This is a genomic window from Pectobacterium carotovorum (assembly GCF_900129615.1).
In the GTDB taxonomy this organism is placed as follows: Bacteria; Pseudomonadota; Gammaproteobacteria; order Enterobacterales; family Enterobacteriaceae; genus Pectobacterium; species Pectobacterium carotovorum.
Genome location: NZ_FQWI01000007.1, coordinates 59,626 through 81,520 on the forward strand (window position 1 = coordinate 59,626; position 21,895 = coordinate 81,520).

The 21,895-nt window shown below is 52.0% G+C and carries 17 protein-coding genes; 5 read left to right on the forward strand and 12 right to left on the reverse strand.

The features are described 5' to 3' along the window. Positions 1-55 precede the first annotated feature (55 nt). From BUB06_RS14680 to cpxP, 8 genes are all read right to left on the reverse strand, one after another. Entirely contained in the window at positions 56-2,128 is a 2,073-nt protein-coding gene (locus BUB06_RS14680; RefSeq protein WP_039474961.1) for an SWIM zinc finger family protein, read from the reverse strand. Beyond that, positions 2,125-3,276 (reverse strand): VWA domain-containing protein, encoded by a 1,152-nt coding sequence (locus BUB06_RS14685; protein WP_039474868.1) that lies wholly within the window; start codon positions 3,274-3,276, stop codon positions 2,125-2,127. The genes BUB06_RS14680 and BUB06_RS14685 overlap by 4 nt, the downstream gene beginning before the upstream one ends. Further along, a complete protein-coding gene (locus BUB06_RS14690; protein WP_039474865.1) occupies positions 3,273-5,834 on the reverse strand; it encodes a DUF5682 family protein in 2,562 nt (853 codons plus the stop codon). The genes BUB06_RS14685 and BUB06_RS14690 overlap by 4 nt, the downstream gene beginning before the upstream one ends. Positions 5,835-5,893: 59 nt before the next feature. Continuing rightward, positions 5,894-7,003, reverse strand: a complete 1,110-nt coding sequence (locus tag BUB06_RS14695) for an AAA family ATPase (protein WP_039474862.1) — start codon at positions 7,001-7,003, stop codon at positions 5,894-5,896. Positions 7,004-7,072: 69 nt separating this feature from the next. Then, on the reverse strand, positions 7,073-10,816 hold the full coding sequence (locus BUB06_RS14700) for a DUF4132 domain-containing protein (RefSeq protein WP_039474859.1): 3,744 nt from the start codon (positions 10,814-10,816) through the stop codon (positions 7,073-7,075). A 267-nt stretch (positions 10,817-11,083) separates the two neighbouring features. Further along, positions 11,084-11,452, reverse strand: coding sequence for a helix-turn-helix domain-containing protein (locus BUB06_RS14705; protein ID WP_039474857.1), 369 nt, complete (start codon positions 11,450-11,452; stop codon positions 11,084-11,086). Between the two features lie 70 nt (positions 11,453-11,522). Next, positions 11,523-11,783, reverse strand: a complete 261-nt coding sequence (locus tag BUB06_RS14710; RefSeq protein WP_039474855.1) for a type II toxin-antitoxin system RelE family toxin — start codon at positions 11,781-11,783, stop codon at positions 11,523-11,525. Between the two features lie 336 nt (positions 11,784-12,119). After that, positions 12,120-12,644, reverse strand: coding sequence for a cell-envelope stress modulator CpxP (gene cpxP, locus BUB06_RS14715; RefSeq protein ID WP_039474852.1), 525 nt, complete (start codon positions 12,642-12,644; stop codon positions 12,120-12,122). 153 nt (positions 12,645-12,797) lie between these two features. On the opposite strand from cpxP, the gene cpxR reads away from it, so the two are divergent. The 4 genes from cpxR (at position 12,798) to BUB06_RS14735 (ending at position 18,001) form a co-directional block, all read left to right on the forward strand. Beyond that, positions 12,798-13,496 (forward strand): envelope stress response regulator transcription factor CpxR, encoded by a 699-nt coding sequence (gene cpxR / locus BUB06_RS14720; RefSeq protein WP_010308725.1) that lies wholly within the window; start codon positions 12,798-12,800, stop codon positions 13,494-13,496. Continuing rightward, on the forward strand, positions 13,493-14,863 hold the full coding sequence (gene cpxA, locus BUB06_RS14725) for an envelope stress sensor histidine kinase CpxA (RefSeq protein WP_039363412.1): 1,371 nt from the start codon (positions 13,493-13,495) through the stop codon (positions 14,861-14,863). The genes cpxR and cpxA overlap by 4 nt, the downstream gene beginning before the upstream one ends. Before the next feature lie 193 nt (positions 14,864-15,056). After that, positions 15,057-17,231 carry a PA5441 family protein gene (locus BUB06_RS14730; protein ID WP_039474849.1) on the forward strand — a complete coding sequence of 725 codons (2,175 nt, stop codon included), beginning with the start codon at positions 15,057-15,059 and terminating at the stop codon, positions 17,229-17,231. Continuing rightward, positions 17,201-18,001, forward strand: a complete 801-nt coding sequence (locus BUB06_RS14735; protein ID WP_039474844.1) for a DUF3142 domain-containing protein — start codon at positions 17,201-17,203, stop codon at positions 17,999-18,001. The genes BUB06_RS14730 and BUB06_RS14735 overlap by 31 nt, the downstream gene beginning before the upstream one ends. A 10-nt stretch (positions 18,002-18,011) precedes the next feature. Here BUB06_RS14735 and BUB06_RS14740 read toward each other — a convergent pair whose 3' ends face one another. Beyond that, the gene (locus tag BUB06_RS14740; RefSeq protein WP_039474842.1) at positions 18,012-18,476 is read right to left on the reverse strand and encodes a tRNA (cytidine(34)-2'-O)-methyltransferase; all 465 of its coding nucleotides are present in this window, start codon (positions 18,474-18,476) and stop codon (positions 18,012-18,014) included. 196 nt (positions 18,477-18,672) lie between these two features. Between BUB06_RS14740 and BUB06_RS14745 the strand changes: the two genes are divergently transcribed. Beyond that, entirely contained in the window at positions 18,673-18,969 is a 297-nt protein-coding gene (locus BUB06_RS14745) for a hypothetical protein (protein WP_039474838.1), read from the forward strand. 13 nt (positions 18,970-18,982) lie between these two features. On the opposite strand, the gene BUB06_RS14750 is transcribed toward BUB06_RS14745, so the two are convergent. The 3 genes from BUB06_RS14750 to BUB06_RS14760 form a co-directional block, all read right to left on the reverse strand. Beyond that, positions 18,983-19,939, reverse strand: a complete 957-nt coding sequence (locus BUB06_RS14750) for an AEC family transporter (RefSeq protein ID WP_010303205.1) — start codon at positions 19,937-19,939, stop codon at positions 18,983-18,985. 115 nt (positions 19,940-20,054) lie between these two features. Next, positions 20,055-20,804, reverse strand: a complete 750-nt coding sequence (ugpQ, locus tag BUB06_RS14755) for a glycerophosphodiester phosphodiesterase (RefSeq protein ID WP_039474835.1) — start codon at positions 20,802-20,804, stop codon at positions 20,055-20,057. Further along, positions 20,804-21,877 carry a sn-glycerol-3-phosphate import ATP-binding protein UgpC gene (locus tag BUB06_RS14760; protein ID WP_010303211.1) on the reverse strand — a complete coding sequence of 358 codons (1,074 nt, stop codon included), beginning with the start codon at positions 21,875-21,877 and terminating at the stop codon, positions 20,804-20,806. The genes ugpQ and BUB06_RS14760 overlap by 1 nt, the downstream gene beginning before the upstream one ends. Positions 21,878-21,895 lie beyond the last annotated feature (18 nt).

Consider the following 21,895-nt stretch of genomic DNA (forward strand, 5'->3'; position numbering starts at 1 on the left):
TCTTACTCCTTACTCCTTACTACGTCTCTATCCTGTTCTCTGTCAGGAAAGGGCGCTACGCAGATGACGATTGGCGCAGCACGATCGGCAACCCGTTTTGAAAACGCTGAAGCCTGTCGCAAAGAAAGACGATCCGCAGCAGGCTCTCCACCTCCGGCTGGGGTTGCGCTAAATAGTGCGACAACGCGTTTTCAACGAGCGTTAAGCCCAGCTCATTGGCCGTTTTCATGCTGTGTTGTAACTGCTCTCTTTGCGTTGAGGTTAAATGCCGACGTCCGGTGCAGGCCTGCGCGTCCAGCACATCAAGAATTGGGTGACAAACACGCTGTGCCAGCGTGGGCAAGGGACGCTGCACCGTTTTACGCTGCTTTCTCTCCGCAAATAGCGTTTGAATATGGCTAATAAAACTGGGCACGGTTTTCTTGGTCTTGATGGTCTGAAAATCTAAACAAAACGCGGTCACCGCGCTGCCATCACTCACCAGAAGAGAATAGGGATGGAGATCAATGTCATTCCCACGGCGACGGGGCTGAACCAGCACCGCTACAATCGCCCACTTTTGCTGAGTGGCCTGTTTGAGCCTGTCTATGCGCTGATGCTGCGTTTTTTCCCAGTTTAGGCTCAGATACAGCGCATTATCCGCATCATCAAAGACCGGCCAGACCACACGCTGTTCCACCTCATTCCAGACGACGGGTTCATAGCGGTTTACATGCAGCAGCAGAGGCTGTGGGTAATCCTGATTCTCTTGCTCAAAATAGTGAAACAGCTGCGACCAGTCGGCAATGCCGCACGTCGATTTACACTGCGCATAGGCGGCGGCAGGCCACTGCGAGCCCTCAAGATTCGCGTAACTGTCGCCGCCTGCGGCCAATTTCCCGTCGTCAGAAAAACGCGGGTGATGCAGCGTAAAGGGAGCGCGCACGATGTGTTCGCCCAGCTGTTTCCACATCGCCTGCCCCTGCCATACACCCTGCTGGCTAAATGTCATATCATGGTAATCGGCCCGCGCTTGCGTACAGTGCACTAATTGCTGGTTTTCACTATCCCAAAATGAAAAGGTGGCACCGCGCGCACCGCCTTCGGTGATCCACCACTGTGCACCCAATGGTACAAGCGATAAGGCTTCAGGCTGTTGTTGATATTGCCGCCGTACCTGCCCGCGCAGGTGCAGCAAGCGCTCAGGCGTCGCCTGCTCAAGCTGGTATAGATACGCTGACAGACGGGCAATGAACAGCAGCACATCACGCTCTTCCAGACTGTAATGCCTGTCCGCTAATAGACTGACCTGTCCACTCACATTACGCAGATAACCCGCCAGCCGGGGCAATCCTTCCGCACGCGCGGACATATTCAGCAAGTGAAGCTGTCGCGCACTGCTTTTACTGATGTGCGACAGCCCCTGATTCATGATGTCCTGAATAAATGCATTAAGCGTAGCAATCAGCGCGCGCTCATCGGCATGTAGCGCCCGCACCTGCGTTTCCTGAGTCAGACAATCCGCTGGCCACGGCCAGACGCGCTGATTGGCTTCAAAGAGGCAGGCAATGGCAGCAAGATGCAAGGCTGGCTGCTTCTCCCGCAAGAAATCCGACAACATGCCAGCAAATCCCGCTCCAGCCAGATAGATAACGGGGCTTTCCAGCATCGGCAGGTGAATTTTAAGCTGGTTGGATAGCGATTCCGTCCTCACCGATTCTTCCGCCCACATCTGAACAAATCGCGCGGCATGCCGCGTTTGCCCTTTGCCGACCTGCTTCATTAACGTCTCAGGATCAAGCTGTAAGATCTCGACAAGCACGTCTATTGGTGGTGCGGTGGTTTCCTCAGAGAGGGGCGAGGCCTGCTCCGCACCGCCTTCAGCATGGGCTTGTACCCACAGCACCGCCGCCAAAATGTGCTTACAGCAGCCCGAGGCTGGACAATCGCACCGCGCGGTTTGTATTCCCTGCGCATTCAGCACCACCTGCTGACCATCGCTGACAAAATGCCCTTCTTGCTCAGCGTCCGTTACCAACATCACTTTGTCGCCAGCCAGATCTTTTTTTGCCCGGCGCAGCAAACCGACATTCGCAAAAACACTCAGCGCATCGTCATCATAATTCAGGTAGAGGGATTGCCAGCTCATCGCATCACCTCCGCCAGCCATTGCGCAAAGTGCTCCGGCGTCAGCGCCGCAACATGCATGCCGCGGTCGGCCAATTTTTGCCCGATTGCGGTGTCGTATACCGGTTGTGCGGCATCATCAAGCGCCGCAAGCCCTAACAGCGTGATCTGCTGACTATGCATGCGCTGCACACAGCTAAGCAGGCGATTCAGCGCGCCACCTTCTTCAAAATCGCTGATTAACGTCACGATGGTACGTTTCGGGTTTTGTACTTGCTGTTCGCAGTACTGCATGGCCTTCGCAATATTCGTCCCGCCCCCCAGTTGCACCGTCATCAGCACGTCAACCGGATCGTGGGCAAGATGCGATAAATCAACCACCTGTGTATCAAATACAATCAGTGAAACCCGTACCGCAGGCAATGTCGCCAGAATGCTGGCGCAGACTGCCGCGTACATCACCGAACTGGACATCGAAGCACTTTGGTCGACGCACAAAATGACATCCCACGGCATATGACGCTGCATGCGTGAATTAAAATGCGGTGTTTCAATGACCAGCCGATTCTTCTCACGATCAAAATGCTTAAGATTGGCTGCAATCGTGGCGCGCCAGTCGAAATTTTGACTGCTGGGAATCGGTGAACGTCGGAATCGATTCCGGCGACCGGTGAGCGCATTCGTAAACGTCGGCCTCAGCGTGCGTAATATCTCATCGACCACCTTGCGAATAATGTCGCGCACCGCTTCACGCGTTTCTTCATTCATCCGTCCACGTAAACTCAATAACGCCTTAGCGAGCGCGGGCGTGGGCTCCATCGCTTGCAGAGCCTGCGGGTCGTTGAATAAATGCGAGATTTCATAGCGTTCAATCGCTTGCGATTGCATTCGTTCAAACGTGCTGCTAGGGAACAATTTACGCGCCTGATTGAGCCAGTTAACCGCCGTTAGCTGAGACTGATCCAAAGAGCCGTGCCGTCCTCCTTCCTGCTTAAGCCCACGACGCTGATATTCACGGCGATAGAGATAATCCAGAGTACGCTCGACTTTCAGGTCATGTGCGTCAAAGGCCGCTTTACCTAATGCCTCGTCGGCATAGTGGCCCAGAATCAATCGCCAGCGTTTGCCGTTTTTTTCTTTATCATCAGACTGCGGATCTTGCGCACTCATCGGGCTGCACCCTTCTCTTTTTCATACCATGACAGTAAATCGTTTTCCGCCAGCTGCTGTTTCAGCTTTTGGTTTAACTGCATCGTCTGGAGCATTTCCTGCTCCGTGAAATCCGTTTGCCAAAGATGCATTTCCGGCTCAGAGAAACCACATTGTTCAGCGATATAGTTCGCTAACGTCGCATTCTGCTTCGGTGTGAGTTGGCTGAAGGCAAAGCGCAGATCGGGCAACACATGCAGAAAACGGTCATCATCCCACTGCGACATCAGCGCGTTTAACTTATCGACCAAACGCGGCGTTTTGATAATCAGCTCAGGGGCGGCGCGCATTAACCCCACAAAATAGCGAACCGCCTGCTCAGGGTCGCTACCCTGACTAAAGACGTTCGATAGATGGTCATCAAGCGTTTGCTCATCAATTTCATCACCGAGATAGCGCAGCGCATCAACCGCCCCTTTTAACAAAGGCACGTCCTTTAACGCTGGGGTGATCTGCTGCAATTGGTGGTAAAAATCGCGACTGGCGGTACTGGAGGGATCGAGCGTAGGCATAAACTCAATCAGCTCACGCAAGGCAAGCAATGCGGTAAAATGTTCTTCCTGCTGTGACTCATCGCCCGCGGTGATGGTCGGTAAGCAAAACAACGTCTGTGGAACCAGCTTAAACAGCAGCTGAGTTAACTCAGGCTGATTGCGTAAGCCAAGAAAGTCACGCCCGCGCCAGAGATGAATCAGGCTATGCCCGCATTCAACGAGCGAACTTAACCGAAAATCGTTATGTATATCGTCATGCAATAAACGGAATAGCCCGGCTACACGCGACGGTAATCCCAACAGCGCCGCCTGAATCAGCACACGCACTGCATTCTTGCTTGACCGATTCTGCCCCTGTTCCTCTAGCTGCTTTTCCAAATAGAGTAATTTATCGATGGCAATCGCTTCGAGCTGGCTTCCCTTCTCCGAGAGCGTAATCAATCGCCCTTCGATCGACGGTGTCCACGCATAGTGCCACTCTTCAAATAGCAGGTCGAGATTGTGACCACCCAAAAAATCAGGGCCATTACTGCGCGTTGCAAAACCCACTTCAAGGAAGCTCAACAGATGAAGAAAGCGGCTGCGGGCACGATGCTGCGGGTTGCGATAGATATCCAAACGGCTCAGTTTGACGAGTGTGTCATCAAGTTTAAAGCGATGATATTTCGCTAATCGATAGGTTTCAGCAACCAGCGGAGGCGTCGCGCTGCCTGCCGGGATCTGCCCTAACGCATGGCCGGAGAACGCCTTTTTGATCTCAAGCCACAGATCGCTTTGCGCATCATCAATACTGCCTTTGATAAAACTACTTTGTAGCCCATCCAGCAGGTCATAACGACCAGGGCCTTCATGCCCGCGCAATGCCGCTAAGCGAACACTCTGCTCTACCGCATTTTTTACCGTGATATAGCTGGGGGGATCGTCAAAAGATTTAGCACGGAGCAGGCTGGCAACCTCAGACAAAAAACGCATCCCCATGTTATTGCGGTGTTCCTGCGTCGTGAGCGCTCGCCCCGTTTCCGCCAGCCGATCGCCCCGCTGCGCCATGAGCATTTGCCAGCTTCGCTGATAGTACGCGGGCGCAGGCATGCCGGAGGCATACCCATTGAGTGCATCTAATCGGTCAAAGCTGTAGCGGATTAACCACGCACTGTCGTTTTCCGCCTGCTTCATCTGTTTTTGGTACAGCTTCTTCGCCGCATCCGTGAAGGCATTGAACGATTTAGCGTCGTGAGACAGCCCTTCGAGCAGCGCCAGCGAATGAAAACCGCCGGTGACGACCAGAATTTTCCCCGTTGGATGTTCAGCACGAACCTGCATGATAGCGGCGAGCATATGCGCCTCACGCTGTGCAGATCCCTCCGCTTCCAAAACCTGAGGCTCATAGTCCAGTCGCGCTAACGCACACCAGATCAACGTATCGCGGAAAAGCGATTGCCAATCGGTCAGCGCCTCAATCGAACGTAATTCAAATAAATGCTCCCACAAATCATCGTGATCGCGGCAATAGCATTTTTTTGCGAGTGCCGAAATGAACTGGCTGTGAGCGAGATAACGCTCCGCTTGCAGGCTCTGGCTGACGTCATTCTGACGTTCCTCAATCGCGATTTGTTCAACCCACGGCAAATCAATAAAACGCAGCGTCGCGTTGTGACGATGCCCCGCATGCAGCGCAACCCATTCAGGCGAGTAGTCACAAAAAGGGAAAAAAGCGCTGCGCGTGGTCGCTTGCGGCGTTTCGCCCTCTTGCGACTCGCGGGCTTGAAAGTCAGCCTGTCCCATCACCGCGATAGGGGGTTTCGCGTCAGGGTGAAGCAAATCGGGCAACAGGTGATTAAAACTGACCGGTGCCTCAATCAGAATGTGATCGGGCTGGATATCATCAATCAATGACAGCAGACCATAGGCACACGCTGGGCTATGGTGGCGAACCGGCGCAAAATAGATCTGCTGCGACTGCAAAAAATCCCATGTTGCCAGCGCCTGTTCCATCCGAGCGGGCAATACGATGTTCGAAAGACTCACCAGCGCGTTTCCTCATGAAAAAGTGTCCGTGAAATCATCAACAACAATTGGCCACGGCCTTACTTCCAAAACTGTCGTGAGGCATCATAAAACGCTTTCCAGTCATCGCTGCTTTTGGCCCTTTCTCGCGCCACGTTATCAACGTAGTAGCGCATACGTTTTGCATCGTCAGGATTATCTTTTAGTACCACACCGATAATCTGGCGGGCGATGGCGCCCGCATTCAGCGTGCTATCGCCCAAATAATGCGCCTCAAGCGCGGAGGCATAGGCAATGTTGACCGCTTCCGCACTCGACATCACCGCATCTGGCGTTTTGATGCTGCCGCCGTCGCGCGTATTGCCCGAGCGCAGTTCCTGAAATGTGGTCACCAGCAGTTCAATGACGCTCGGCGGCACGGTGACAAGCGCGGCCAGATCGCCCAATTCACGCGTAAGCTGCGTTTGAATAAGCTCAATTTCGAATTCAGGGTCTTGAATCGGCCTCACGGTTTCAAAGTTAAAGCGCCGTTTTAATGCCGCTGACATTTCATGTACGCCGCGATCGCGCAAGTTCGCCGTGCCAATCAGGTTAAAACCGGGCTTGGCACTGATCCGCCCTTGCTCACCCATTTCAGGAATCATCAGCTGTTTTTCAGACATCAAAGAGACCAGGACATCTTGTATTTCCGGCGGGCAGCGGGTGATTTCCTCAAAACGGACAATCCTGCCCTGCATCATCCCCTGATAGAGCGGTGAACCGATAAGCGCGCGCTCGGTGGGGCCTTCGGCAAGCAGCAGCGCATAGTTCCATGAATACTTGATGTGGTCTTCCGTCGTTCCCGCCGTGCCTTGAATGGTCAAGCCGGAATCTCCCGAGATCGCCGCAGCAAACAGCTCAGACAGCATGGATTTTGCGGTTCCGGGCTCGCCAACCAACATCAATCCCTGTTTCCCCAGCAGCGTCACAATCGCCCGATCGACCAGCGCATTATCGCCAAAAAATTTCGCGGAAATATCTAAGGCCTCGTCACCCAGAATAAACTGGCGCACCGCACGGGGTGAACGCAGCCAGCCCTGCGGCTTTGGGTTATTTTCGTCCGCTTTGGTCAGGCGTGCTAATTCATCAGCAAAGCGAATTTCAGCATGTTGACGCAGCACATCGTTGGCTGTCGGTGAGTGTTTTTCCATGTTCGTGTCTCTGTTCGCCACAAAATAATGAACGAAGCCAGCACAAGGTGTACTGGCTCCATAAGCGGATTACCAAGGCGTTTTGCTTTCCCAGTCGGCATCGTATCCTGAACAGGCTTCTGCGGCTTTCAGGTAATCGGCATAGCTTTCTGCCAGTAAAATGGGCGGGACATCCTGTAATGCCAGATTGTTACGATCCCAATAATTTTGCTGATTTTTCTCAAAGCTCAAATCAAACAAGACCGCTGGAATATTTTCTTCTGGCACGTAGCTACCGCTAAACCCAATATTGACGTACACATTCAAGCTACTGAAATGCTTATAATAATGGGTAAACGACCCGCCATCTTCCGCTGGCGCACGCTGGTATCCCATCTTGGTTAAGACGCCGCGCAACGTGAACGTATCGGTCAACCACCCTTTTTTATCCTCAATTTCAACCCGTTTACGATCGAGTTCGGGCAGCATGTTCACCATCTGCGAGAACAAGAACGTCACTTTATAATCCTTAAAGTGCGCGAGCCAGGCTTCACGCGTCTCGTTATCGACAATGGCCGCATGCGCAAGCTGAATCATCGTGCCGTCCGATAATTCCACTTCATCGTCTTCAAGATTAAGTAAGCAACCGTCATCCGTCGGCCGGAAGGTATTGAGCACCTGCTCACCCTTCACTTCTTGCCACACCAGGCGCTCGATTAACGGACGCATCACAGGGTGACCCATGATGTAAGTCTGCCAGTCCTCACTCGACCATTGGCGCTGAGCACACATCGATTCATACAAACGTGCGGTTTGTAGGTCGATCACCTGTTTCAGCTCTTTTTTGCTCGATGAGAACAGCTTTTTCGCTTCTTTTATCTGCTCTTCGTTATCCGTTTTACGCGCCGCAGGCAGGGCTTTAATCTCTTTCCCTTCCGGGTTCAGGAGCACCAACTTCTGTTTGCTGTCCATGCGTGCGGTAAAGATCCGCTCCCCGTATTCCAGCACCAGCGTACCCGTTTCATCCAACCCCGCCGTAGGGATCGTGCGGTCGGCCAGTTCATCCGCGCTCCAGCCATTGCGGTCGGCAATCTCTTTGACTAACTCACGCGCCTTTTCCTGAATCGCCGCGGTACGGTAGCGGCGTGAAAGTGAGAGTAACAATTGGATAATGAGCGGGTCGTCGCTAATCGCCATCGCGCTGATCATCGCTTCAATCTGTGAACGACGCTGATAATGGTCACGCGTGTAATTGCGTAATGCGGAGACGGCAACATGGCCCTCGATACGACCAATCAAGGCCAACATACCTTTATCCGCGATGGCAGAACCTAAATAGCGCCGCAAGACTTCATTCTTTATTTCCTCAGCCGCCTGTTCCAGCGTGTAATGCTCATATTTTTGGTAATACTCAGGGTAACGCTCAAGATAATACTGATACGTTTTTAAACGTGCGGGCGCATCCTTATGCGCTTCCAGCATCGCGTCTTCCAGCGATGGGTTTTTTACATCCTGCGTGATGAAGGAATGTAAAACAAAATGGCCCAGCTTATGCTGGCTCTCTTTGGCTAATAACCCGACATAGCGTTGCAATAACGTGTTACCTGCGGGCATTTTTAATTTCACCGCCAGAATGATCCACCATTTGATAATGTCGGCATCGACGGCCTTGCCGTTTTCCCATTTCAATGACGGTATCGCGTTATAGTCAAACCAGCTCATGCTCGCAGGCGGGCTTGCTTTCAATCCCTTCAACGCTTCGTCACGCAATACCTTTTCGGACAAATACGGCGAAATATCCTCACCAAACTGCTCTAACGCCGCCAGCAATGCGGCTCGGACGGTTTCTCTCTTCTCTTTTTTTAACAGTGCATAAAGCGGCGCGATGCTGTCTTTATGTTTTATCCGCGCAAGCCATTCAATCGTAGTAATACGGATTTCTTGTTTCGCAGAATGTAGGCTTTCCTGCGCATTCACATGCACATTCGGCAGTTTTTCAAGCAACTTCTGCGCACTCACGCGGAACGTTTTATTCTCGCCTAACGCCAGTTCCATAATGCGTGGAATAAACTGCGCGGGGATAGCAGGGAATTTATCAAGCAGCTCAAAGGCCTGACCCAATTCAAATTTGCGATATTGGTTGTCACTCTTATTCGGCAATAGCCCCAACGCTTCGGCAATATAGTCTGGATGTTGAGAGAAAAAAGGCCAGAGCTGTTCAGGTTTAGGGAATAGCCTCAACCCATGGTTATAGGACTCTAAACATAGCGATGCAGCGATCCGTGCAGGTTCTGGGCATGCCAGCGCCTGCAAAACACCTTCAATTTGTCGTAATTCCAATCCAGCGACAATATGAGCGGGTGCTTCATGTTCTATTCGAGCAGTGCTTAGATTGAAGTGTGCATACATGTTGCCAAAAATAATTCTCATAGCATGGTAAAACGTAAATTCAGGAAGATTGCTAATACGTTTTTTATATTTAATAATGCTAGTATCTTCACTAGATAATTTATGATTACCATGATTAAGCTTATCAACCAAAGTACGGCAATGCTCAGCATTCAATTTTTTTAATTTAGCATAATGATCTTGCGCCCATTTGTATTTGTACGCATTCGATTTATTTTGTTCTATTTCTTTTTCCGCATTTACTCTTGCCGTTTCCACCATCTCGATCAGGTTTTCGACAAGAATATCTTTTGCGCTTTCAGGCAACGGCGTATCAGCCAGCAGCGTGAGTTCGGGTAATTCAGGGAGTGTTATATCCTGTGCCGTATCAACAACGTCAAAACGTGTAATAGCACTTTCGATACTTTTTATTACTGCCTTACTTTTCTCTAACTGTAACGCCTGTTCTAAAATATCTTTATTTTCGCCTTGACGGGCAAAGAGATCGGCAGCCTGAGAGCGCTGTTTTGGCGTGCCGTTAAATAGGATATCACTCAGGTGTTTTTTGACATCATTAGCGGGAAGCGTATTCAGCAGCGGTTCAGCTTCGCTGCGCACCGTTTTTTTCTGATCCATTGCTAATTTAACAATGACATCTGAGAAAAAAACACGCAACACTTCACGATCGGACAAGTATTTCAGGAACTGAATCAGGCCGAGTGCAGAAAGTTTGTCCACTAGCGTCGTGCGGACAAACTGTGCATGACTTTCGATGTATGTCTGCAAATCAGGGAGTTCAAAGAAAAGCGCTAACTCCGAGCTATAGTATTCACCTATTTCCTTCCGATCAAAAATAGCAAATAAAATATTCTCGCCTTTCTCATCATGCTGTTCACTAGCAACCAGGTCAGCGAGAAGTTGAACACTCCAGTCAGCACGGTGCTTTAATTTCAGCTTTTGATTAGATGTGCTTTTCAACGTAGTGGCCAGCGCATCACAGAGCAAATAAATCATCCAATTTGGTATTTCGTCAGTTATTATTTTTATATTTTTATTCTGACATGCCGCAGCTAATACTTTCGCAAAGCGTACCGTTTGTTCGTTTGTTAATCCTTGGCCTACCATGGAATAGAGTTTATAACGCGCATTCCTTGCCTGCCTGATTATTTTACTATATTCACTGGAATTAAAACTGTTATTTTGAACATAGTACCAGTCAACCGAACCCGGCTTGTCCAGAAGGACGATTGTTTTATCAGAATCTAACTGATTTAAGGCATAAAGAACCTCAGATTCGGTGCCCGTCATGACATAATGAAATATTTTCTTCGGCAACGTTTTATCAAGTTCTGCAAGCGGTAAGAGAGACTCTTGCAACAGATTTTCCGTCGGCGTTACTTTCTTATCACCAAAAATCGGCAACAGATCGAATAATTTTTTTATCATGTCAGCACCTGGTTATGTATAGATAAACAGTAATTTTTTAACATGATTTGTGATTATTCTCAATTTCAAAATTCATCTTTTTTTACAAATTTTAATTTCGCTTATTGTGATTTATATAGTGAATAAATCCAATTTATTTGAATCTTATCCAAAATTTTAGGTGAAAATAGAATTGGTTGAAAATATCGCAATATTAATGAAAACATCAGAAATTACGTGGCTATTTTCAGATAAAAAAACCCGCCGAAGCGAGTCGCAGCAATACAATCAAAGGATCATTTGCTCTGGGCGGCAGTGATAAATCTCAGACAATTTCTCTCGGGTTTTTTTCTGAGGTCGTGAGTCTTTCGCTTCCCATTGCGAAACCGCTGATTGCGTTGTCCCTAGATTTTCAGCTACATCATATTGTGATAATCCGCGATGGATACGCCATGCCGCAAGCAAGCTAACATCATCACGGAACATGATTTCTACCACATCATTAGGCACAGTTTCGTTGTCATACTCATCGGCAACATAAGGAATATCCTCATAGCCTGAATCGCTATCAGACAGCAGCTTTTCATACTCGCTGATAGGTAGAACAACAAACTGAGGCTTGCCGTTCACGTCATTGATAAATTGTGGTTTTGACATAATTTCATCCGGGTGTCAGTGAGTCGCGGTGTATGTCATCAGGAAACTGGCGGATTACCCAGCCTGATAGTTAGTAAGTCGTTGAGGTTCTGCGTTTGACCGCTTGAACCTCACAGATAACGGGCTCACCTTGAACAATCTCGAAAATTACTCTGTAGTCTCCCACTCGTAACCTGAATTTTCTCGCTTCACCCTTCAACGCCATAATGTCCAGGTTTACGGCAGGAAAACTACGTAGTTCAGCAACTTTCTCACTTATGGTGTCCTGATATCTGCGGTCTATCGTTAAACGTTGCTTCAACGCCTTCCTTGTCCAGATGACCTTTACCATCAGTTTCCTTGATTTTTTAAAGTGCATATCCGCTCAGAATGAACGAAAAATAAGACAATTAACTAATCAATGCAACAAATATCTAATTAAAATCTTATCATTAAGCGTTCATATCTATCCTCATCACAGCGAGCCATTTCGCTGGAGCGGAAAATCATCTATATAAAGTCAAAATACGCCATATGCCTGAAAAATCCCAAAAAAAAGCCCTCCATCATGGAGGGCAAAAAGACAGGGATGGTGTCTATGGCAAGGAAAAACAGGGTGTGTACCTACTACACATTACTACTCGGACTGCACTACATTTCCTACAGACTACTTACTACACTAGCGCTACTACTCGGGATTCTTTGTCTCGGCATAGCTTGTCGTGCCTGGTGCTGGCGCGGCCATCTGGTTAAACATGGATATCTGCTGCTGCATCTCTTTCATGCGTTGCTTATGCTTCAGCTCTAGTATCTCTTTCTGCGCTGGCGTCAGCAGGTTATACATTTGGTTGCGCACTCGGGTCATCTGAATCTGACGCTCAAGCTGCACACTCATCATTCGGGTTATCTGCGCTCGCACCGCCGCTTCATCAAACGTTTCTGCCGTCACCAGCTTATGCATGGCTTTAACATCTTCGGCATTAAACGCCGGTTTGTCCTGACGACTCTGGTGCATCAAATCACGCATTTGCTGACGCTGTTGCTCAGTCAGCCTCACGCCATCGAACATACCTTGCTGGCCGGGTGCGCCTTTTGTGGCGGAATCATCGATATGCCAGCCGCTCGCCGGGACGTCTCCACTTTCTGCTGCAAAGGCGGTAAAAGTGCCTAACATAAGCAGTGAAGCAAGAGATAAGGTTGCGAACTGTTGCATCAATAACTCTCCAGAGCGGTACGTCATTTTGTGAATCAATGAACAGGAGTCTACGCATCTTGCTGCAAACATGCGTCAGAGGATGTAAAACTACGTAAAGTCATGGAATAGCGCTAATCTATGTCGTATTTTGCCCTTGGAGGTAGAGAAAACATGAATAAAATTCTGCTGGTTGATGACGATAGAGAGCTGACCGCTTTACTGAAAGAATTGCTCGAAATGGAAGGTTTTAACGTCGTTGTCGCCTACGACGGCGAGCAGGCGTTACAGATATTAGATAACACCATTGACCTGTTATTACTGGATGTGATGATGCCGAAGAAAAACGGTATCGATACATTAAAAGAACTACGACAGCAGCATCAAACACCAGTCATTATGCTGACCGCCCGCGGCAGTGAATTAGACCGCGTTCTTGGTCTGGAACTGGGGGCCGATGATTATCTGCCGAAGCCCTTTAACGACCGAGAACTGGTGGCGCGAATCCGCGCGATTCTCCGCCGTTCCAACTGGACCGATCAACAACAGGCGGGTGATAACAGCGCCCCGACGCTGGAAGTCGATGGCCTGCGTCTGAATCCCGGACGGCAGGAAGCCAGCTTCGACGATATCGTGCTGGATCTGACGGGCACCGAATTCACGCTGCTCTATCTGCTGGCACAGCGGCTGGGACAGGTGGTTTCACGCGAACATTTAAGTCAGGAAGTGCTGGGGAAACGGCTGACACCGTTTGACCGCGCGATCGATATGCATATCTCGAACCTGCGCCGTAAATTGCCAGAACGCAAGGACGGTCTGCCTTGGTTTAAAACGCTGCGTGGACGAGGCTATTTGATGGTATCGGCTGCATGATCAATAGTTTGACCGCTCGTATTTTTGCCATTTTTTGGTTAACGCTGGCGCTGGTACTCATGCTGGTTCTGATGGTGCCCAAGCTGGACTCGCGCCAGCTTACCGCCTTGCTGGAAAACGAGCAGCGGCAGGGCATCATGCTGGAACAGCACATTGAGGCAGACCTCGCCAACACGCCAGCTAACGATCTGCGCTGGTGGCTACGGCTGTTCTGGGTGTTGGAGAAGTGGGCTCCACCGGGGCAGCGCCTTTTTCTGGTCACCAGTGAAGGCAGGATCTTCGGCGTAGAAAAGCATGAAACCCCGATTGTGCGTAATTTTATCGGGCTATCGGATAACGCCGATCATCCGCAAAAGAAAAATTACGGCCGCATTGAGCTTCTTGGCCCCTTTGCGATCCGCGATGGTGATGACAACTACCAGCTTTATCTGATTCGCCCTGCCAGCAGCCCACAGTCCGATTTTATTAGTCTGCTGTTTGACCGCCCTTTGTTGCTGCTAATCTTCACCATGCTGATCAGTTCACCGCTGCTGCTCTGGCTTGCCTGGAGTCTGGCGAAACCCGCACGTAAGCTCAAACACGCTGCCGACGAAGTTGCCAAAGGCAATTTACGTCAGCACCCTGAGCTGGAGTCTGGCCCGCAAGAGTTTCAGGCGACGGGCGTCAGCTTTAACCAGATGGTCAGCGCATTGGAGCGGATGGTCACCGCACAGCAACGTCTGCTGTCGGACATCTCGCATGAGCTGCGCACGCCGCTGACACGCTTGCAACTGGCAACAGCGCTGCTGCGTCGGCGTCAGGGTGAAGGCAATGAGCTGAACCGCATCGCGACGGAAACCCAGCGGCTCGACAGTATGATTAACGATCTGCTGGTACTCTCACGAAATCAGCACAAGAACGAACTGACCCGTGAGTTCCTGCGTGCCGATGAACTGTGGGGTAATGTGCTGGATGATGCCGCCTTTGAAGCCGAGCAGATGGGGAAAACGCTGGAAGTGCCCTATCCTCCGGGGCCGTGGACGCTCTTTGGCAACCCTGCCTCGCTCGACAGTGCGCTGGAAAATATCGTGCGCAACGCGCTGCGTTATTCTCACAACCACATCGAAGTGGCCTTCTCGGTGGATAATCAGGGCATCACCATCAAAGTGGATGACGATGGCCCCGGCGTGAGCCCGGAAGATCGCGAACAGATTTTCCGCCCCTTCTACCGTACGGATGAAGCGCGTGACCGCGAATCCGGCGGCAGCGGTTTAGGGCTCGCCATCGTGGAAACTGCCATTACACAGCACAAAGGCTGGGTAAAAGCGGAAGACAGTCCACTGGGCGGATTACGCCTGATTATCTGGCTGCCGTTGCATCAGCGGTAAATCAAGCAAGAGTTTTTCCCGCCACCGACGTTTCCTTCTATAACACGCTCTCAGGTGCCCGACATGGGCACCTGTCACTTTCTGTTTATCTTCTCACGGTTATACTGGATTGAGTTTTTTAGGCGATTGCGTAGAGTGATCGCCACTCATGCCGAAAACAGGCAAGACCCGTGTTGAATGAAGGATACAAACCATGAAAGGAGTAACGCTGCTGGCTGGCGTACTGACAGCGTTAATGAGCAGTCAGGCATTCAGTTCCAGCGATGGAGTGTGCGGCTTTTCCGACTCGGAATGTGGCGTGTCCGCCCTGCCCTATTTGCAGCCGGGCAACGACACGCGCGCTAACCTGATGTTGCTGCAAAGCCGTCTCCACAACATGTCGCTTCCGTTACCCCATCCTTTACCCGATCAAACGCGTTCACGTATCGACCCTTTCACCGCCTACCGGGTCATGGGAATTGCCGCCACGGAAGGGGTTCCGACTCCTGACTCAGGAGAGGATGTCACGGCAGATGCGCCTTACCTTTCAACGTTGAATAAAGCGAAGCGGCTGAATCTTCCTTTGTCCGTTCAGGGCACGATCTCCACGTTTTCGCCTGACGATAACGAAGGACGCCATATTTCCAACGAGCTTTCCACGCTGGAAGCGTTTTTCGACGTCCTGCTGGCTGACACACAGCTCACCGAGGAACAACGCACGGTGCTGGCACATCAGCGGGTAAATCTCCTCAACCCGCTGTATACCAAAGACGCGCTGAACGAGGGTCTTATAAGCCTACCGGACGAAGGACATGCTGGCGCTCTCATGCACTATCTGTTCGCGGCGCTGGCGTTCTATCAGGGGCACTTTGATGAGGCGGAAAGCGGCTTTCAGGCGTTAACGTCTTCACCACAGCCGTGGGTCGCGGAAACCTCGCGCTATATGTTGATTCGCGTGGCGATCAATAAAGCGATGGAAAACGCGCTCGATGAATACAACATGTTTGATGCCAGTAAAGCCGATAAAGCGGCTGCACAGCTGGCCGTTCAGCATATTGGCGACTATCTGAAACAGTATCCAGACGGGCAATACATCGAGTCCGCTAACGGGCTTTACCGCCGCGCTTACTGGATTCTGGACGATGTGAATGCCTTAGCGAAAACGTACCAACACGAGTTGAACAACACCGCTGACGTCGAAACCCTCCTTGAATTGAGCGACGAGATCGACAACAAGCTGCTGGAAAATCGGCAGTTCACCAGTGCACCAGAAAGCGCGCCGTTGACGATGGTGCAAGATCTCAAGCGCTTGCGTTCCGATGAAGGCTGGCTGGCGCTGCCCGCCTTATCCGTTGACGAACTGGCCGCACAGAAGCCGCTGTTTGAGCAAGGCAACATGCAGGATGCGTTCAGCTATCTTCAGGCCGCACAGCTGTTTTATGGTCAAAAAGATTACGCCGCCGTGGTTAACAGCGTTCCCGCGACACAGGCGAAAGATCTGACCGATACCGTACGTTTCAGCCTGCAAGTCTTACGCGGTCGGGCGCTGGTGCGTCTGGAGCGCTGGGATGAGGCGGAAGCGCACTGGCGTCAGTTGCTAACGCGCAATACGGGATACACGCAAAATCAGTTCCTGCAACTGGCGCTGGCGGAAACACTGGTCAAGGCGGGTCATCCAGAGCGGATCTTTGCCGCCGACAGCCCGGTGAAAAACCTGCGTTTCCGTTCCGCCGTGCTGAAAGTTAGTGCCAACGCCGAGCTGTTGCGTCAACAAACGGGCCCGCAGCAAACCCATGAAGAACGGGCTATCGCGCTGCATACGCTGTTAACCAAGTCGCTGACCCACGGCGATTACGCCAGCTATCTCAAAGATGTTCAGTTGAGGAAAGACATTGCGCCGCTGGTCAGCAGCGAAAATCAAAGCTGGAATCAGGAAGATTTGACGGCATTTGACTGGGACGGCAGCGACACCGAAGAAGACTATCAGTGTCCAGCGCTGAATGACGTGGTCACGACGCTGAATCAACGTCCTAATGACGCTCGTTCGATTAACTGCCTCGGTGAATTTTTCCTGCGCACCAATAACAGCGTGGGCTTCGACTGGGGTGAAGGCAGCATGTTGAGCGGACTCACCAACGCGCCAACGCAGTTCGTCGGCACTGAATATAATCGTCTGGATGGTTATATGCGGGTGATTGCCGACCCGAAAGCGCCGCCGGAAGACAAAACCTATGCCTTATATCGTGCGGTCTACTGCTATGCACCGAGTGGCTATAACGACTGCGGCCCACAGGACATCAGCAAGGCAACCCGCAAAGCCTGGTTTACCCAACTGAAAACCAAGTACAAAGGCAGCGTGTGGGCAGACAAGCTCGATTATTACTGGTAACGCCGTTAATCGTGTTGGCCGGCCTGTTCTCGTTCTGTACGCAGGCCGCTTCCGTTAACGTTGCACCTTCAACCATCAACGCGGCGCACGCCCTCGTCGACGCGACGCGCTATCAGGACTTCTGGCTATGGGCGGCAGTGCGACCCCAGCCAATTCTGCATCAGGCACAAACGCTGTACCTGCATCAGGGTGAAGTGGCGCGCCGTCAGGGTAAAGTCGTGTTCCTGCGTCAGGGGATTCCGCCCAGCCAATTGCGCGTTAACCGCGTCTGGCTGGCTTTCCGCATGACCACTCTGGAGCTTTCCGATCGCCACCTGAACCGGATACTAAAATTACGGGAAAAGTGGCAGCGTCAGGGGAATCAAGTTGCTGGGATTCAGATCGATTTTGACGCGAAAAGCTATCAATTGGCAGGCTATGTCGCATTTCTGACGCAATTACGCGAGCGTTTACCCGAAGATTGTCAGCTCAGTATTACAGGGCTGCTCGATTGGTCGAAAACTGGGGATGTGTCGGCGTTGAACCGCTTACAGGGCAAGCTGGATGAAGTGGTGGTGCAGACCTATCAGGGGCGCAGCACCATTACCAATTACGCCGAGTACCTGCCCGCGCTGATGAAGCTGACTCTGCCTTTCCGGGTCGGGCTGGTACAACACGGCAAGTGGGAACCGCAGTGGCAGCAGCGCCTTGCCACTTCACCGTATTATCGCGGGGAAGTGGTGTTTCTGGTGAATCCGCCCCTGAAAAAATCCGTCAACGGCAGGCTGTAGCAAGCAATAGCTACAGGCAACCGCCGAAACTATTTTGCCGCCAGGCTTCATAGCTGATAATCGCCACGGCATTCGACAGATTCAGGCTGCGGTTATTAGACTGCATGGGAATGCGGATACGGAAATCCGACTCAAAGCCGTTGCGAATCTCGTCTGGCAGGCCGGACGTTTCCGATCCAAACAGCAGTACATCATCTGGCTGGTAGGTCGGCTGATCGTAGGGACGGCTGCCTTTGGTCGTACAGGCGAAGATGCGTTTGCCAGGAACCGCAGCCAGAAAATCCTGATAGTTTTTATGACGGCTGACGTTCGCCAGATCGTGATAATCCAGTCCCGCACGGCGCAGCTTTTTCTCTTCAAAATCAAAACCCAGCGGTTCAATCAAATGAAGCGTACAGCCGTTGTTGGCCGCCAGTCGGATAATATTGCCAGTGTTCGGTGCAATTTGAGGCTCATAGAGCGCGATATGGAACATGAGATAGCGTCAACCACGAAGAAAAATTCCGCCGCAGTATAACGCATTCCCACGGGGCAGCCCAAAACCTGTGCACGCAGGATTGCGGATTACTCTGCACGACGTTTTCATCCGCAGCGATTACACTTAAGTGAATACATCAGAATAATGTTCTGATGAAAACACAATGCGGGCAGAAGGCCTGTGTGGAGGTTTAATGAAACACCCTAAGACATTATTGGCCTGTGCTGCCCTGCTCGGCCTGCCGCTTCTGGCGAGTGCCAATACGCCGCAAGCGCCCACGCCTCAGCAGCAGTTTGAGAACGGCATAAGCAGCCAGAAACAGTTGCAGCAAAATATGCAGCAGAACCAGAAATTACAGCAACAGCAGCTAAATAATCAGCTCCAGCAGCGCAACCAGCAGTTGCAGCAACAACGCCAGCAGCAGCTACAGCAGGATTTACAGCGGTCACAGAGAACCACACCGCCACCGCCAATTAAGCAGAATCCCTGATGCGATGGCGGCCTTATAGCCGCACACCCATCAGCGTTAAAATCAACGGCGTGGTTAGCGCCGCCATCGCCGTTGATAACAGCAAACTTGATGCCACCGGGCCGCCCAGCACATCGAATTGACGCGACATCAGATAGACGTTGACGCCCACCGCCATCGACCCCAGCAACACGACCGCACGCGTTTCCATTTCCGGCAGGCCGAGCGCGATAGCAATCCCCCAGATCACCAGCGGTTGTACCAGCAGTTTGATCGTACAAATCGCCGTGCTGATCTGCCAGCCGTCACGCACGCGGTATTCCGCCAGCCCCATTCCCAGCGCTACCAGCGACAGCGGTGCGGCAATCTGTCCCAGCATGGCAAGCGGCTGATCGACATACGACGGCAGCGGCAGGCCCGTCAGGCTGAATAAGGTCCCGGACAGAATGCCAATAATCAGCGGGTTCTTCAGCACGCCCAGTGCAGTTTTGGTAAAGCCCTGTAGCGACAGCGCCCCGTTACGCGCCCATTCCACCGACACCGTCACCAGCGTCCACAAAATAAGCCCGTTAAACACCACCACCAGCGCAACGGACGGGATCGCCTCTTCACCCAGCATCAGCGTAGCAATCGGCAGCCCCAGCATCACGTTGTTGGAGAAGATGCCGCTCAGCGCAAACAGAGAGCCGGAGACGCCATCAAGATGAAAGACTTTGCGCGCCACGATGCGGCCTAGGACAAACACCAGCAGGCAGCCGCCGAAAAAGGCGATCAGCAGCCGGGCATCCACCACCGGACGTTTGGAAAAATCCGACATCAGGCGAAACAGCATGGCGGGCATGGCGACGGAGAAGACAAAGCGCGTCATGCCGTCGGTCACGGTGGTCGGCCATTTACCGTAACGAATCAGGCTATAGCCGAGCGCGATAAGAACAAAGAGGGGTAACGACAGAAAAATCTGGTGCCAAAGCGAAACAATAAATGCGGGCATGAAGCCACTTCCTTATTACCGGCACCAAGTCAGAAAGAAGGTCCCCGCATTATATTTTCTTACAGCAATATCAACATCGCCGCAGCTTGAAGTATGACGGGTATAGAGGCAGACCTTAGCCGGTCACGAAGTTAGCCCCGATTAAATCTATCCGGTCAGTACAGATACAGTCAACGCCCCAATCCAGCAAAGTTTGCGCGCGATCGGGTTGGTTGACGGTATAAACCAGAATGCGCAAACCGGCAGCTTTCAGCGCCGCGACGCGTTCTGCCGTCAGCAGCTTGTGATTCAGATGGATGGACACACACTCCAGGCGCTGTGTTAATGCCAGCCAGTCTTCTTCCCACTCATCCAGCAGCAGCCCGCGCGGTAATTCCGGCACCGCCTGCTGCGCCGCTTCCAGGGCTTCGATAGAGAACGATGACAGCAGCGGTGCAACCGGATGATCGGCCCACAGCTGACGCGCCGCCAGCGCAATCACCCGCCCGGTTTCTGCTTCATATCCGGTGGTGGGTTTAATCTCGATATTGGCCGCCATGCCGTACTGCACGCAGCGTTTTGCCACTTCCGATAGCAGCGGCAGGCGTTCACCAACAAATTTATGGCCGTACCAGCCGCCGACATCCAGCCCGACCAGCTTGTCCCACGGCAGTTCCCCGGCAATACCCCAGCCGTTGCTGGTGCGCTCAAGCGTGTCGTCGTGTAGGAGGAAAATCTGGCCGTCCTGCGACAGCTTGGCGTCAAATTCGATCATCTTGTGACCGAGGCTAGCACCAACATCAATCGCCGCCAGCGTGTTTTCCGGTGCCAGTGAACCACCGCCGCGATGGGCGACAATGCTCGGGTAAGGCCAGAGTGTTTCCATTATTCCATCCGTAATCCGCTTTGCGAATCAAACAGGTGCCATGATGACGTCGGTAAGTGTAGCCAAAGCGTCGAGCCAATCGCGGGGCAGTGCTCATAAGAGAGCCGCGCGATCACATTCTGCCCGCCCCACTTGCCGTGCGCTAAATTATCCGCCCCCAACAGTTCGAGTGTTGAAATCTGCAACGGAATCCCGCCAGTTTCACGCGTCGCCAGCTGAATATGCTCTGGTCGAACCCCCAGCGTCAATGCTTTACCGCGCCATTGCGGCTTCGGTTCAGGCAGCGCCAGCGCGATGTCACCATCGATTTCAAAACGGCAGCCGTCATCGCTAATGCGACCCGACCACAGGTTCATGGCCGGTGAGCCAATAAAGCTGGCCACAAACAGCGATGCCGGGCGGCGATAAATATCAGCCGGCGCGCCGATTTGTTCGGCGATCCCTTTGTTCATCACGATGACGCGCTGCGCCAGCGTCATGGCTTCAACCTGATCGTGCGTGACGTACAGGCTGGTGGTTTTCAGGCGCTGGTGCAACTGCTGTAATTCGAGCCGCATCTGTACGCGCAGTTTGGCATCCAGATTCGACAACGGTTCGTCGAACAGGAACACTGCTGGTTCGCGCACAATCGCCCGCCCCATCGCCACGCGCTGACGCTGACCGCCCGATAGCTCACGCGGCTTGCGTTGCAGCAGCGGCATCAGTTCCAGAATTCGCGCCGCATCTTCCACGCGCTCGCGGATCTGCGCCTTGCCGAAGCCGCGGATTTTCAGGCCGTAAGCCATATTGTCGAATACGTTCATATGGGGATAAAGCGCATAGTTCTGGAACACCATCGCAATACCGCGATCTTTCGGTTCCAGATTGGTGACCCGCTGGTTATCAATATAGATATCGCCGCTGGTGGTGCGTTCGAGGCCTGCCACCATGCGCAGCAGCGTCGATTTACCACAGCCTGACGGGCCGACCATCACGACGAACTCGCCGTCCGCGACGTCCAGATCGATGGGTTGGATAATCTGTGTTTTGCCATCGTAAGACTTGGTGACGGCCTGAAGTTTTAAACATGCCATAAGCGTTTCCGAAATTCG

Excerpts from the sequence above, each read along its gene's own strand:
- BUB06_RS14680 (WP_039474961.1), bottom strand. The coding sequence starts at position 2,128 with ATGAGCTGGCAATCCCTCTACCTGAATTATGATGACGATGCGCTGAGT.
- BUB06_RS14685 (WP_039474868.1), bottom strand. The coding sequence starts at position 3,276 with ATGAGTGCGCAAGATCCGCAGTCTGATGATAAAGAAAAAAACGGCAAA.
- BUB06_RS14695 (WP_039474862.1), bottom strand. The coding sequence starts at position 7,003 with ATGGAAAAACACTCACCGACAGCCAACGATGTGCTGCGTCAACATGCT.
- BUB06_RS14700 (WP_039474859.1), bottom strand. The coding sequence starts at position 10,816 with ATGATAAAAAAATTATTCGATCTGTTGCCGATTTTTGGTGATAAGAAA.
- BUB06_RS14705 (WP_039474857.1), bottom strand. The coding sequence starts at position 11,452 with ATGTCAAAACCACAATTTATCAATGACGTGAACGGCAAGCCTCAGTTT.
- BUB06_RS14710 (WP_039474855.1), bottom strand. The coding sequence starts at position 11,783 with ATGGTAAAGGTCATCTGGACAAGGAAGGCGTTGAAGCAACGTTTAACG.
- cpxP (WP_039474852.1), bottom strand. The coding sequence starts at position 12,644 with ATGCAACAGTTCGCAACCTTATCTCTTGCTTCACTGCTTATGTTAGGC.
- cpxR (WP_010308725.1), top strand. The coding sequence starts at position 12,798 with ATGAATAAAATTCTGCTGGTTGATGACGATAGAGAGCTGACCGCTTTA.
- cpxA (WP_039363412.1), top strand. The coding sequence starts at position 13,493 with ATGATCAATAGTTTGACCGCTCGTATTTTTGCCATTTTTTGGTTAACG.
- BUB06_RS14730 (WP_039474849.1), top strand. The coding sequence starts at position 15,057 with ATGAAAGGAGTAACGCTGCTGGCTGGCGTACTGACAGCGTTAATGAGC.
- BUB06_RS14740 (WP_039474842.1), bottom strand. The coding sequence starts at position 18,476 with ATGTTCCATATCGCGCTCTATGAGCCTCAAATTGCACCGAACACTGGC.
- BUB06_RS14745 (WP_039474838.1), top strand. The coding sequence starts at position 18,673 with ATGAAACACCCTAAGACATTATTGGCCTGTGCTGCCCTGCTCGGCCTG.
- BUB06_RS14750 (WP_010303205.1), bottom strand. The coding sequence starts at position 19,939 with ATGCCCGCATTTATTGTTTCGCTTTGGCACCAGATTTTTCTGTCGTTA.
- ugpQ (WP_039474835.1), bottom strand. The coding sequence starts at position 20,804 with ATGGAAACACTCTGGCCTTACCCGAGCATTGTCGCCCATCGCGGCGGT.
- BUB06_RS14760 (WP_010303211.1), bottom strand. The coding sequence starts at position 21,877 with ATGGCATGTTTAAAACTTCAGGCCGTCACCAAGTCTTACGATGGCAAA.